The following is a 13,323-nucleotide window of genomic DNA, read 5'->3' on the forward strand; positions in this document are numbered from 1 at the left end:
GGCACCGAGTGGTGGGGCAAAGCGTTTTTTGGTTACTTTTTTAGGCGTTTGTAAAAAAGTGACTCGCTGTAAGAGCGAAACCATAAGTAGCCGTTACCGCAGCAACGGATATGTACACAAATCAAAAAATCCAAATCAAAAAATCCAAAACAAAAAAAAGGCGACCGAAGTCGCCCAAAATGCCTTGCGTGCTCATGTATCCGAAAAGACCTAAGGCCTCTTACGCTTATTAGCGTCTTTCCAGATAAAAATTCCAAACCCTACAAAGAACATCACCATGAGGCCAACCGTCAGCACTCCGGCAAACACCACATTATCGAAAAACATGACCGGCCTCCTGCACTTGCCCTGTTGCGATAGGGCTAAGTTAACCAAGAAGACGAAAGAAGAAATTGACGAGGATCAATGTCGCCCGCGACGGAGCGTAAAGAAGGGAAATAACTGACCTGCATCAAACGATGCAGGCTATATCAACGCTTTTTCGGTTTGCTTTTCGGCTTTTTCTTGGGCTTCCCCAACGGCATCGCCTGTTCAAACGCCTGGCGCACTTCATTCAGTCGCTTGTCATTCAGATCATGAACACGTTTGGCCCGTTCGGCATTCAGGTCAATCAGCTTGTCATCGTCACTCATGGCTTGGCTTACGTAATGGCTTGGATGCCCCAATAATGCGTCCTGCGCCAATCCCGCGTAAACAAAATCGATGTCATCCCGCGCATTTGCCCGCAAAATCCCCCCATCCCAACCCTCACACAGAGCGTTCGACGTGGCACTGCACAAGGACCTTCCCCCACTCCTGGCCCTGCGCGCCTTTGAGGCCGTGGCCCGGCATTTGAGTTTTATCAAGGCCGCCGCCGAGCTGTCAGTGACCCAAAGCGCCCTCAGCCATCAAGTGCAGAAACTCGAACAGCACCTGGGCAAACCGCTGTTTATCCGACGCACCCGCGCCATCGATCTGACCGAAGACGGCCAACACTACTACGACCAGATCCGCCCCGCCCTCGACACCATCGCCGCCGCCACCCGCCAGCAGCAAACACCGCCCGCCACCAGCGTACTGCGCGTCGGCCTGCTCGCCTCGTTCGCCACCTTGTGGCTGGCACCGCGCCTGGCGGGGTTTCTCAGCCGCTACCCACACATCCAGGTGGAGTTGGTGCCGGCGATTCAGCTGGCAGATGTCGCCGCCGCCGAGGTCGACCTGGCGATTCGCTACGGCAAGGGCGACTGGACCGACGTGCAGGCCACGCGCCTGATGAGCGAAACACTGTCACCCGTCTGCAGCCCGGCGTTCAAGGCCAGCCAACTGGCCAATGGCCCGCTGCTGATGGCCACCTCGCACCGCCCTTTCGAGTGGACCGACTGGTCCCGGCATTATCAGGTGGATGTGGAGCACTACCCCAAGGCGCTGCTGCACGACTACAACATCGTGGTCGAAGCCGCCGTCGCCGGCCAGGGCATCGCCATGGGCCGTCACCGCCTGATCGAACGCAGGCTCAAGGAGGGCACATTGGTGGAGGCCTTCGACTGGCCGCCCTATCAAAGCGAGATCGGTTACTGGCTGATTGCCCCGCATGGCGAAACCAGCACGGCGGCCGCTTGTTTCAGTGAATGGCTGCGGGAAATCTGCGCTGACGCATGAGTTATTTCGATACGTCGAGTTAAATCTATCCGTTTGTCGGCGAAAATCGCCCCGCCCATGCTGAAGACTCTTTCCAAGAGGATTCACCATGAGCCACTCCATCTCGCAACGCGTACAAGCCCTCGGCCTGAGCCTGCCGACACCCAGCCAGCCGATTGCCAACTACGTCAATTACGTGATCAGCCAGAACCAGCTGTTCATCTCCGGCCAAATCCCGCTGCTGGACGGCAAACCCACTTACATCGGAAGACTCGGCGAATCCATCAGCGAAGACGAAGGCGCCAAGGCCGCCGAACTCGCGGCGTTGGGCCTGCTGGCACAATTAAGCGATGCCCTTGGCGATGACCTGTCGCGGCTGGTGCGCATCATTCGGTTGGGCGTATTTATCGCCAGCAGCGGTGATTTCCAGCGCCAGGGTGCAGTCGCCAATGGCGCTTCGAACTTGCTGGTCAACGCCCTCGGCGACAAAGGCCGGCATGCCCGTACGGCCGTGGGCGTCGCCAGCTTGCCGGGCGGCGTAGCCGTGGAGATCGACGCGATTTTCGAGTTGCAGCCGTGACTGCGCTGTCCCTGACCGAGGTCCGGGAGCTGCGGGACGAAACGCCGGGCTGCCAGTCCGGCATCGTCCACTTCAACCACGCCGGGGCCTCCCTGCCCAGCCAAGGGACGCTTGATGCAATCATTGACCAGTTGCAGCGCGAAGCCCGCGACGGCCCGATGGAGGCCGGCGAACACGGCGCACTGCTGACAGAAAAAGCCCGTCGCGCCGCCGCGCAACTGCTCAATGCACCCGTGTCATCGATTGCCTTCGCCAGCAGTGGCTCGACCGCCTGGAGCATGGCGTTCCAGGCGTTGGGCCCGTGGCAGCCAGGCGACCGCATTCTGGTGGGCCGCCACGAATGGGGCGGCAACCTGGCGAGCATGCAAACGGCCGTGCAATCGGGTGCACAAGTAGAAGTGATCCCCTGCGATGAAACCGGCGCGGTATCCGTCGCCGGCCTGGAAGCCATGCTCGACGCCCGGGTGCGGTTGATCGACCTGACCTGGCTCCCCGCCAACAGCGGCTTGATCAACCCGGCCGAGGCCATCGGCGCGTTGGCCAGGCGTCATGGCATTGCCTATTTCATCGACGCCGGGCAAGCCATCGGCCAGGTGCCGGTGGATGTGCAAGCGCTGCACTGCGATGTGCTCAAGGGCGCCGGGCGCAAGCATCTGCGCGGCCCACGCGGGACCGCCCTGCTCTATGTGCGGCCGGACTTTCTCGAGCGCTTGAACCCGGCCCAACGCGATGTGTTTTCGGCGCCCTGGAGCCCTGCGGGATTTGACTTGCGCAACGACGCCCGGCGCTTTGAAACCAGCGAAGTGTCGTTCGCCTTGCTGGCAGGCCTGGGCAATGCGTTGCTGGAGGTCAATCGATTGGGGGTCGAGCGGGTCCGCGAGACGGTCCGGCTGTTAAGCGACACAATCCGTGAACAATTGCGCCGAATCGACGGGATTACCTTGCATGACCTGGGAACCAGCGCAAACCAGTCCGGCCTGATCGCCTTCAACCTGGCCGGCTGGGACGCCTTCGAGCTCAAGCGCCGCCTGGGCCTCAAGCGGATCAATATCGGTGCCAATGGCGTGCCCTACACTCCACTGGACATGCAGGCCCGCGAGCTGGACAGCGTGGCGCGAATCTCCGTGAGCTACCTCAATACGGCGCAAGACATCGAGCAACTGATCGCCGCCCTGCGCGAACTGCGGGATTAAACCTCGACGTCCACCCACAAGCCTTGCCGTGGTGCGTCTTCAATCAACGGCACCACCGGCACGGTGTTGTCGGCGTTGAGTTCGTCACCGGGAACAGCCAGGTGCTCCTGCGAGTCTTCATCGGCTTCGCGGCGACGCTTTTGCTGTTCCTGCTGGCGACGTTGCTCCTCGCGCAGCAGCAAAGCCGCTTCCTCGGGATCGCGCTTTTGCAGGTCGATGGTACTTTCGTTGGAGCCTGGCTGAACCGGCGCCACGGGCGGGATATCCGGCTTCTGGCGCACCGGGTCAAGCTGCGACGTGACCGGCACAACACTCAAGGGCAGCATGGGTGGCAGCATATTATTAGTCTCCTGTTCAGCAGACTGTCGGCTGCGTGGGTGACGACTTGAGCGTCAAGCCGCCAACTTGTGAACCAATCGTCATCTATCCGACGAAGATACCGCCCTTTTTCTTGCCGCTTGTAGCTTAAAGCTCGAAGCTGCACCTATTCCTTTTGGTCTGGAAGCCGTGTTCCGTTAGAATAGTCGGCTTTTTCACGGCGGGAGTCAGGCAGCATGGCGCAGCAGTATCAACCGGGGCAACGCTGGATTAGTGACAGCGAAGCAGAGCTGGGGTTAGGCACCGTTCTGGCACAGGACGGCCGCTTGTTAACCGTGCTCTATCCGGCCACTGGCGACACTCGCCAGTATGCGCTACGGAATGCGCCCCTCACTCGCGTGAGGTTTTCGCCGGGTGACACCATCACCCATTTCGAAGGCTGGAAAATGACCGTGCAAGAAGTCGACGACGTCGACGGCCTGCTGGTCTACCACGGCCTCAATGGGCAGAACGAGCAGGTCACCCTGCCGGAAACCCAGCTCTCGAACTTCATCCAGTTCCGCCTGGCCAGCGACCGTCTGTTCGCCGGCCAGATCGACCCGCTGCCCTGGTTCTCCCTGCGCTACCACACCCTGGAACACACCAGCCGCCAGTTGCAGTCCTCGCTCTGGGGCCTGGGCGGCGTGCGTGCGCAACCGATCGCGCACCAACTGCACATCGCCCGTGAAGTTGCCGACCGTATCGCGCCGCGGGTTCTGCTGGCGGACGAAGTGGGCCTGGGCAAGACCATCGAAGCCGGCCTGGTGATCCATCGCCAGTTGCTGTCGGGTCGCGCCAACCGCGTGTTGATCCTGGTGCCGGAAAACCTCCAGCACCAGTGGCTGGTGGAAATGCGCCGCCGCTTTAACCTGCAGGTCGCACTGTTCGATGAAGAGCGCTTTATCGAAAGCGACGCCACCAACCCGTTCGAAGACACCCAGCTCGCGCTGGTGGCCCTGGAATGGCTGGTGGACGACGAGAAGGCCCAGGACGCGCTGTTCGCGGCCGGCTGGGACCTGCTGGTGGTCGACGAAGCGCACCACCTGGTCTGGCACGAAGAAAAAGCCAGCCCCGAGTACTCGCTGGTGGAACAACTGGCCGAAGTGATTCCGGGCGTGCTGCTGCTCACTGCAACCCCTGAGCAACTGGGCCAGGACAGCCACTTCGCGCGCCTGCGCCTGCTGGACCCGAACCGTTTCCACGACCTGCACGCCTTTCGCGCCGAGAGCGAAAACTATCGCCCGGTGGCCGAAGCCGTCCAGGAGCTGCTGGACAAGGGCCGTCTTTCGCCCGCCGCCCACAAGACCATCCAGGGTTTCCTCGGCGACGAAGGCGAAGCGCTGCTGACCGCCGTCAACGATGGCGACGCCGAAGCCAGTGCCCGCCTGGTCCGCGAACTGCTGGACCGCCACGGCACCGGCCGCGTGCTGTTCCGCAACACCCGCGCCGCGGTGCAAGGCTTCCCGGAGCGCAAGCTGCACGCCTACCCGCTGCCGTGCCCGGACGAATACCTCGAGCTGCCTTTGGGCGAACACGCCGAGCTGTACCCGGAAGTCAGCTTCCAGTCGCAGCCGGATGTGGATGAAGAACAACGCTGGTGGCGTTTCGACCCGCGCGTCGAGTGGCTGATCGACCAGCTGAAGATGCTCAAGCGCACCAAAGTCCTGGTGATCTGCGCCCACGCCGAAACCGCCATGGACCTGGAAGACGCCCTGCGCGTGCGCTCCGGCATCCCGGCCACGGTGTTCCACGAGGGCATGAACATCCTCGAGCGCGACCGCGCTGCCGCCTACTTTGCGGACGAAGAATTCGGCGCCCAGGTGCTGATCTGCTCGGAAATCGGCAGTGAAGGCCGCAACTTCCAGTTCTCCCACCACCTGGTGCTGTTCGACCTGCCGTCCCACCCGGACTTGCTGGAACAGCGGATCGGCCGTCTGGACCGGATCGGCCAGAAACATGTGATCGAACTGCACGTGCCGTACCTGGAAACCAGCCCGCAAGAGCGTCTGTTCCAGTGGTACCACGAGGCGCTGAACGCGTTCCTCAACACCTGCCCGACCGGCAACGCCTTGCAGCACCAGTTCGGCCCGCGCCTGCTGCCGCTGCTGGAAAACGCCGACGACGGCGAGTGGCAAGCGCTCATCGACGAAGCCCGTGCCGAGCGCGAGCGCCTCGAAGCCGAACTGCACACCGGCCGCGACCGTTTGCTGGAGCTCAACTCCGGCGGCGCTGGCGAAGGTGATGCGCTGGTGGAAGCGATCCTTGAGCAAGACGACCAGTTCACCCTGCCGATCTACATGGAAACCCTGTTCGACGCCTTTGGCATCGACAGCGAAGACCATTCGGAAAACGCGCTGATCCTCAAACCCAGCGAAAAAATGCTCGACGCCAGCTTCCCCCTGGGCGACGACGAAGGTGTGACCATCACCTACGACCGTAACCAGGCGCTGTCCCGCGAAGACATGCAGTTCATCACCTGGGAACACCCGATGGTGCAGGGCGGCATGGACCTGGTGCTGTCCGGTTCCATGGGCAACACCGCCGTGGCGCTGATCAAGAACAAGGCGCTCAAGCCGGGCACCGTGTTGCTGGAACTGCTCTACGTCAGCGAAGTGGTTGCTCCGCGTTCGCTGCAGTTGGGCCGTTACCTGCCACCGGCGGCACTGCGTTGCCTGCTGGATGCCAACGGCAATGACCTGTCGGGCCGCGTGTCGTTCCTGACCTTGAATGACCAGTTGGAAAGCGTGCCGCGGGCCAGTGCCAACAAGTTCGTGCAGGCCCAGCGCGACCAGCTGACGCCGCGGATCAACGCCGGTGAAGAGAAGATCGCCCCGCGTCACGCCGAGCGTGTGGCCGAGGCTCAACGGCGCCTGGCGGCGGATACCGAGGAAGAACTGGCGCGCCTGACCGCGTTGCAAGCGGTCAACCCGACCGTGCGCGACAGCGAACTGGTTGCCCTGCGCCAACAGCGCGAGCAAGGCCTGGCCATGCTCGACAAGGCGGCGCTGCGACTGGAAGCGATTCGGGTGTTGGTCGCGGGCTAACTTCGCCGCCCTACCCTGCCAAACAAAAAGGCCCGCGCAATGCGGGCCTTTTTTATTCACTGTAGACATCGTTGTTATTGATGACCTCTTCGCGAGCAAGCCCGCTCCCACATTTGACCGAGTTCCATCTTGAGAATGCGGTCAAATGTGGGAGCGGGCTTGCTCGCGAAGGCGTCACCTCGGTCTCAGGCAGTAACCCCCCTGGCCGGCACCTCCACCACCCCCAACCCATCCTTCATCCGCTGGGCATCGCGCACAAAACTGCGGGACGCCTGGAACAGAAACAGCATGGTCAAAAACAGCGCCACCGGAATCAGGTACATGGCGTCATGCAGTCCCACCGCCTTGTAAGCCTCAGTCATCTGCTGGGCACCGTCGGCATACATCGCCGAATGGGCAAAATGATCCGACAACCCGCCCACCACAATCGGCCCCATGCCCCCGCCCAGCAAATACAAGCCGGCGAAGAACAATGCCATCGCCGTCGCCCGCAGGCGCGGCTCGACCACGTCCTGGATCGCCGTGTACACGCAGGTGTAGAAGTTATAGGCAAACAGCCAGCCGACACTGAACAGCGCCACAAACACACCAATCTCGATCCGCCCCGCGTGCAACGCCCAGGCAGTGGTCACTGTAGAGATAATCAAACTGCACGCCGCGAACAGCAGCCGGCCGTTAGCGATGCGTTGATGGATCTTGTCGGCAATCCAGCCACCCAGGGTCAGGCCCACCAGGCCGGTAATACCGACGATGACACCGGTGGCGACTGCCGCATCCTGCAACGGCAGCAGGAAATAGCGCTGCAGCATCGGCACCAGGAACGAGTTGCAGGCATAGGTGGCGAAGTTGAAGCACAACCCGGCCAGCACCAGCCAGAGGAATGTCGGCACCGCCAGCACCCGGCGAATCGGCCGGTCGACTTTCTCCTGGGAGACTTGCACGGCTTCCGCCGCGCCGCGCTTGGGTTCCTTGATGTAGAACATGAACACCGCAAGGATCAGCCCCGGCACCGCAGCAATAAAGAATGGCGCACGCCAGCTGTCGAACGCCTTGACCATCGCACCAATGGTGAAGAAGGCCAGCAACAGGCCCAAGGGCAGGCCCAGCATGAAGATCCCCATGGCCCGGGCACGGCGGTGGGCGGGAAACAGGTCACCGATCAGCGAGTTTGCCGCCGGCGCATAACTGGCCTCGCCGATGCCGATGCCCATGCGCACCAGCAAAAAGGTCCAGAAACTGCCCACCAGACCATTGACCGCTGTCAGGCCACTCCACGCCGCCAGGCCCCAGCCCATGAGTTTGCTGCGCGAGCCAGTATCGGCCAGGCGCCCAAGCGGCAAGCCGGCAATTGCATAAACAATGGTGAACGCGGTACCGATGATCCCGAGCTGGAAGTCGCTGAGGTGCCATTCCATGCGGATCGGCTCGATGATGATCGCGGGAATGGTGCGGTCGAAAAAGTTGAACAGGTTGGCCAGGAACAACAGGAACAGAATGCGCCAGGCATTCGCCGCTTGGGTCGAGTTCTGCATGGGTCCGTCTCTTTTATTGTTATGTGAGCCGCGATGCCAGACGCATCCTGAGCCCGGAACCTGCAATCTAGTCAGCCTCGTGGGGATTGTCTGTAATGATTCGTAAGTCTGATGTCACTCCATCGGGCGACCCGGGCGGTCATCCCTAATCATTTGGTTCTAGTTGTTTATAAACTCATCGCCAAATGATTAGAAGCAATCTGCCATCAATCCTTGTAACTCGCTCACGCTCTCTATACTGAAAGACGCAGTCAGACTAAAACTCTGTGACGGGACATGCTATGGAATGGCTTGGTTTGCATTTTTTTACCGACCTTCCGGACAGTGGGCACTTATTACTCAATTGCAGTCATAACCCCTTTCTGGTGCTACTGGCGTATGTAGTGGCGTGTGCAGCGGGCTTCGGCACCCTGGACATGGCCGAGCGGGTCGGCCATGTCGACAACCCCAAGGCTCAACGGCACTGGCGCTGGGTAGGCGCGGGCTGCCTGGCAGGCGGCATCTGGTCGACCCACTTCATCAGCATGCTGGCCTTCCAGGCGCCTATCGCGATTCACTACGAATTGATCATGACGTTCGCCTCGCTGCTGATCGCCCTGATCGCGGCGCTGTTCGCCATGCAAACCCTCAGTCATCCAAGGCTGCGCGCCCACCAATATGTGCTGGCGTCGGTGTGGATGGGGCTGGGTATTGCGCTGATGCACTACGTGGGCATGTCGGCCATGCGCTCCGAGGCGGGCGTGTATTTCGAGACTGGCTTGTTCCTCGCCTCTGTGTTGATCGCGATCGGCGCCAGCCTGGCGGCGTTGCTGCTGTCGCTGTACCTGCGCAACGGCACCGGCATGTTCCATCAATTGCTCAAGTACGCGGCCAGCCTGGTGCTTGGCGCGGGCATTATCAGCATGCACTTCACCGGCATGGCGGCCATGCAGCTGCTGGTACCCGAAGACCTCGTACAGTCGGCACTGCCGGTGGACAACAACCCGGTCCAACTGGGGCTGCTGGTGGCGGTCATCGCCCTACTGGTGATTGGCAGCAGCATCAGTGCTGCCCTCGCGGACAAGAAGCTGCAACACAAGGAAACCGACCTGCGCCGGGTCAACGCCCTGCTCACCGAACTGGACCAGGCCCGCGCCTCGCTGCAACAGGTGGCGCATTACGATGCCCTGACCACCCTGCTCAACCGCCGTGGTTTCAACCAGATCTTCGCCGAGAAACTCGCGGAAAAAACCGCCACCGACGGCATGCTGGCGGTGATCTTCCTGGATATCGACCACTTCAAGCGCATCAACGACAGCCTCGGCCATGACGCCGGCGACGAACTGCTGACGGTGCTGGCCGGCCATATCAAAAGCTCGGTGCGCAGCCATGACGACGTGGTCGCGCGATTTGGCGGTGACGAATTCTGCATCCTGATCAGCATCCATCATCGCGATGAAGCGCGGCACATGGCCCAGCGCATCATGCAGAAAATGAAAGACCCCATCGAACTGGCCGGCCGGCGCATGGTGATGACCACCAGCATCGGCATCAGCCTGTTTCCCGAAGACGGCAAAACCAGCGAAGAGCTGCTGAAGACCGCTGACCTGGCGCTGTATCAGTCCAAGGATGCCGGGCGTAACAGCCTGAACTTCTTCAGCTCCAACCTGAAAACCCGGGCCTTCCTGGAACTGCAGCTGGAAGAGGAACTGCGCGCCGCACTGCGGGGCAAGAACGAGTTGGTGCTGTTTTACCAACCGATACTTGACCTGAAAAAAGGCAGGGTCACGCGCCTCGAAGCCCTGGTGCGCTGGCAACACCCCCAACATGGCCTGCTGACCCCGGACCGGTTCATCGGCATTGCCGAAAGCAACGGGCTGATTGCCGAACTGGATCACTGGGTGCTGCGCCAGGCCTGTCACGACCTGAGCCTGCTGTCGGAGCAAGGCCACGCTGAATTGGTCATGGCCGTGAACTGCTCGGCCCTCAACCTGACGCGTGACGAGTTGGCCGATGAGATCGAAAACGCCCTGCGCTTCGGCGGGATCGCGGCCAATCGTCTGGAACTGGAAGTAACCGAGAACGCGCTGATGGGCAATATCAGCAGCACCCTGGCATTGCTACGGCAAATCCGCGCCCTGGGCGTGTCGCTGTCCATCGACGACTTCGGCACCGGCTACTCGTCCCTCGCCTACCTTAAGCGCCTGCCGTTGAACACCTTGAAAATCGACCGTTCATTTATCCAGGATATCCCCAAGTCGAACGCCGACATCGAGATCGTCCAGGCCATTATCGGCATGGCCCACACCCTGCACCTGCAGGTGGTGACAGAGGGCGTGGAAACCCTGCAACAATTTGAAGTGGTGCAAAAACACGGCTGTGATTTTGTTCAGGGTTACCTGCTCAGCGCTGCGGTGCCGTTGAGTGATATCAGCGCGGTGATCAACAGCCTGGACCAGAACAACCTGTTCAGCCTGCTGGGCCTGACGGGGGGTGACCCCGCGCCGAAAGACCCGCCTTCGGGCCGTGCGGGCCCGGCGTCCATCGTTCGGCCAATTCGCTGACGCCGATAATTTGGCAATTCGCCATCATTTCACTAAAGAACCCCGACGAACGGCCGATTCATCAGAGTCCGGCCAGGCTTTCCCCTTAAAACCCTAGGGTTAAACCCTATCGCCCAGGACCAGGACGCACTGTAAAGTCGCGATCTCTCATTCTGTGATGGCTATTTGATACTTACTCAGCCATCCGTCCAGGCACATGGCGCACAATGACTTCTAAAAATAACTCTGCCACCGCGGTATCCGACGTGTTGCTGACAGCCCCTGCGGAAAAACCCTCAGGTTCAAAGTCATTGAGCACCGCCCGCCCGCTGGCCACCCAGCAGTACCTGTACTTCACCGAAACCAACACCGACCGTATCCTCGACAACCTCGACGGCCTGCGCGACATGGTGTTCCCGCGCGCACCGCACATGGAAGTCGACGGTGAACTGCGCAATGAGCAGGAATTCCCCTCGGTGTGCCTGATCGGCCTGGGCCGCTGTGGCTCCAACATTGCCCTGGATGTGGCAGAGCTGGTGTACAACGCCCGCAAGTTCTACCTCAACGAATTCAGCAACGAAGACAAATCCACCGACAAGGGCTACCGCCCCGCCCAGTGGATTCGCAACAACCTGCGCCTGGGTTCGAACAAGGGCACCAAACCGGTGTTCCTGGTCGAGCCGCTGGTGATGCTGGGCGACCTGGACAAGGACATTGCCGGGCGCATCCGTTTCTCGCGCAAGGGTGAGAAAAGCGGTTTCCTGCGGGACTACAGCAAGATGAAAATCATGGACCTCTCGGAAGTCCATGCCGGCGGCGCCGGTAACGCGCCGATACTCGGCCAGTACCTGGCCAAGATCATCCTCAACAAAGACACCCAGCGCTTCTCCAGCCCCGACTGGAAGATGATCCACTCGTACCTGATCGACTCCTGCGGCATCAAGGCCAACCAGTCGCGCCTGTACTTCTCGATCTTCAGTGCCGGCGGCGGTACCGGTTCAGGCATGGCCTCGGAGTTCGGCCTGGCCCAGCAGCACTCGTACATGAACAAGACGTTCGACACCAAGCCTGCCGACGAACACGACAGCAAAAGCGGTCACGCCTTCGTGTTCGAGCCGATCTTCACCAGCGGGATTTGTGTGCTGCCGAACATCTCCGATCACCGCAGCGAAATGTCCGAGGCGCTGCACATCAACGCCGGGCGGCTGTTGTGCAAATACCTGTCGGAAGAATGGGACTTCTCGTACAACTTCGACAATGAAGACAGCAGCGAAGCCAGCGTGAAAGGCCGTATCCGACCGTGGAACGCAATGATGCTGATCTCCAACGACATCATGCGTTACGCCGAGGAAAGCGATGACGGCAACATCCAGAACATTGATGTCAATGCCATGGAAAAGCACGCCAACCAGTACATCTCGCAGCAGATCTTCAACATTCTGACGGCCCAGGCGGTTACCACCGACTACGACCAGAACTACTTCCGTCGCGCCGGGATCGACATTGGCGAGACCATCCGCCTGGATGCCAACGACCTGTTCATGAGCCTGGCTGGCCCGGTGGCGATTGCCTATGCCGAATCGGTGGTGCCGGAAACGCCGGCGCCTTCGAGCGACAAGTTCAAGGTGTTCGAAAAAGAGCCGCAGCGGCTGAACATCGACGACCTGTTTTTCCGTTCCATTGATCTGCCGCACTTCAACAAGGTGACCCAGGCGATCGAAGGCATCAGCCTGTTGCCGATTGAGTCCAAGCGGTACAAGGCCTCCCTGGAGCAGTACAAGAATTCCGGCTATGACGCGGCGGCGTTGCATGACTTGCACTTCTTCAAGAACTGCTCGTCGGTGGTGTCGATTGTGTCGTTGCCCAAGGATTACAAGCTGTCCTATATGGACCTGAATCGGCTCAAGACGCACCTCAACAGCCTGTTTCCCAATACGACGCTCAAACGGTATGCGCTGGTGATCGGGGCGTCGGCCAACTTGTCGCTCACGACCTTGATCGCTAAAAGCCCGTGCCTGTCGGATGATTTTTTGACGTTGATCGTGGCATTTATCAAGCGCTGTTTTGCGCGTAATCCGTATCGGTTTGATGACACCCTGGATAATTCGATCCTGGATTTCATCATCCATGAGGATTTTGATGAAGACCGGATTGATGAGCTGCTCAACGAGTTCGAGAACCCGGCGAAGATCCTGGATACCAACTGGTATGCGATCAAGCCGATGTACGAGAAGAAGTATCGTGAGTTGATCAACGACAAGGACAAGTTTGTGTCGATCAACGATATTCGTCTGTCGCGGGATTGTGTGAAGAAGGCGATCAAGTACCTGCGTGAGATTTATCGTCACCGGATTGGGAAGACCAAGGTTATTTCGCTGAATAACCATACCGGGAAGACGGCGTAGGCTATGTTGCTGAGGTGGGGTGTATATCCGTTATTTGGGTGATGGCTTATATCGGTTCCGCTCTTACAGCGGC

At 60.2% G+C, this 13,323-nt stretch carries 11 protein-coding genes; 7 read left to right on the forward strand and 4 right to left on the reverse strand.

Annotated elements, in window-relative coordinates:
• Window positions 1-214 (forward strand): hypothetical protein (locus HX801_RS31900; RefSeq protein WP_218166768.1); only part of this gene is annotated, 214 nt, incomplete at its 5' end.
• Here the strand turns inward: HX801_RS31900 and ccoM are convergent.
• The gene (gene ccoM, locus HX801_RS32170; protein WP_003210916.1) at window positions 211-327 is read right to left on the reverse strand and encodes a cytochrome c oxidase subunit CcoM; all 117 of its coding nucleotides are present in this window, start codon (window positions 325-327) and stop codon (window positions 211-213) included. The genes HX801_RS31900 and ccoM overlap by 4 nt on opposite strands.
• Window positions 328-470: 143 nt before the next feature.
• Complete coding sequence (locus tag HX801_RS26950; protein ID WP_146014684.1) at window positions 471-728, reverse strand: hypothetical protein; 258 nt, start codon at window positions 726-728, stop codon at window positions 471-473.
• A gap of 37 nt (window positions 729-765) precedes the next feature.
• Between HX801_RS26950 and HX801_RS26955 the strand changes: the two genes are divergently transcribed.
• The 3 genes from HX801_RS26955 (at window position 766) to HX801_RS26965 (ending at window position 3,390) form a co-directional block, all read left to right on the forward strand.
• Window positions 766-1,638, forward strand: a complete 873-nt coding sequence (locus tag HX801_RS26955) for a LysR substrate-binding domain-containing protein (RefSeq protein WP_102368259.1) — start codon at window positions 766-768, stop codon at window positions 1,636-1,638.
• 88 nt (window positions 1,639-1,726) lie between these two features.
• Window positions 1,727-2,197 carry a RidA family protein gene (locus tag HX801_RS26960; protein WP_003210913.1) on the forward strand — a complete coding sequence of 157 codons (471 nt, stop codon included), beginning with the start codon at window positions 1,727-1,729 and terminating at the stop codon, window positions 2,195-2,197.
• Window positions 2,194-3,390 carry an aminotransferase class V-fold PLP-dependent enzyme gene (locus tag HX801_RS26965; RefSeq protein WP_371132488.1) on the forward strand — a complete coding sequence of 399 codons (1,197 nt, stop codon included), beginning with the start codon at window positions 2,194-2,196 and terminating at the stop codon, window positions 3,388-3,390. Before HX801_RS26960 ends, HX801_RS26965 begins: the two co-directional genes overlap by 4 nt.
• Here the strand turns inward: HX801_RS26965 and HX801_RS26970 are convergent.
• Entirely contained in the window at window positions 3,387-3,728 is a 342-nt protein-coding gene (locus tag HX801_RS26970) for a hypothetical protein (protein ID WP_008430424.1), read from the reverse strand. The two genes, HX801_RS26965 and HX801_RS26970, sit on opposite strands and share 4 nt — an antisense overlap.
• Window positions 3,729-3,944: 216 nt before the next feature.
• Here HX801_RS26970 and rapA point away from each other — a divergent pair, with 216 nt between their 5' ends.
• The gene (gene rapA, locus HX801_RS26975; protein ID WP_177023048.1) at window positions 3,945-6,791 is read left to right on the forward strand and encodes an RNA polymerase-associated protein RapA; all 2,847 of its coding nucleotides are present in this window, start codon (window positions 3,945-3,947) and stop codon (window positions 6,789-6,791) included.
• A 185-nt stretch (window positions 6,792-6,976) separates the two neighbouring features.
• Here the strand turns inward: rapA and HX801_RS26980 are convergent, their stop codons facing one another.
• Entirely contained in the window at window positions 6,977-8,323 is a 1,347-nt protein-coding gene (locus HX801_RS26980) for an MFS transporter (protein WP_177023049.1), read from the reverse strand.
• A 281-nt stretch (window positions 8,324-8,604) separates the two neighbouring features.
• Here HX801_RS26980 and HX801_RS26985 point away from each other — a divergent pair, with 281 nt between their 5' ends.
• Together HX801_RS26985 and HX801_RS26990 are read left to right on the forward strand one after the other, a co-directional pair.
• On the forward strand, window positions 8,605-10,866 hold the full coding sequence (locus tag HX801_RS26985; protein WP_177023050.1) for a bifunctional diguanylate cyclase/phosphodiesterase: 2,262 nt from the start codon (window positions 8,605-8,607) through the stop codon (window positions 10,864-10,866).
• Window positions 10,867-11,072: 206 nt separating this feature from the next.
• Window positions 11,073-13,250, forward strand: a complete 2,178-nt coding sequence (locus HX801_RS26990) for a hypothetical protein (RefSeq protein ID WP_032898560.1) — start codon at window positions 11,073-11,075, stop codon at window positions 13,248-13,250.
• Window positions 13,251-13,323: the final 73 nt, after the last annotated feature.

It is taken from the genome of Pseudomonas sp. G1002, assembly GCF_013385455.1.
Taxonomy (GTDB): Bacteria; Pseudomonadota; Gammaproteobacteria; order Pseudomonadales; family Pseudomonadaceae; genus Aquipseudomonas.

Bases quoted from the DNA above. Each gene is read 5' to 3' on its own strand.
- HX801_RS26970 (WP_008430424.1), bottom strand. From the start codon at position 3,728: ATGCTGCCACCCATGCTGCCCTTGAGTGTTGTGCCGGTCACGTCGCAG.
- rapA (WP_177023048.1), top strand. From the start codon at position 3,945: ATGGCGCAGCAGTATCAACCGGGGCAACGCTGGATTAGTGACAGCGAA.
- HX801_RS26960 (WP_003210913.1), top strand. From the start codon at position 1,727: ATGAGCCACTCCATCTCGCAACGCGTACAAGCCCTCGGCCTGAGCCTG.
- HX801_RS26985 (WP_177023050.1), top strand. From the start codon at position 8,605: ATGGAATGGCTTGGTTTGCATTTTTTTACCGACCTTCCGGACAGTGGG.
- HX801_RS26990 (WP_032898560.1), top strand. From the start codon at position 11,073: ATGACTTCTAAAAATAACTCTGCCACCGCGGTATCCGACGTGTTGCTG.
- HX801_RS26980 (WP_177023049.1), bottom strand. From the start codon at position 8,323: ATGCAGAACTCGACCCAAGCGGCGAATGCCTGGCGCATTCTGTTCCTG.
- ccoM (WP_003210916.1), bottom strand. From the start codon at position 327: ATGTTTTTCGATAATGTGGTGTTTGCCGGAGTGCTGACGGTTGGCCTC.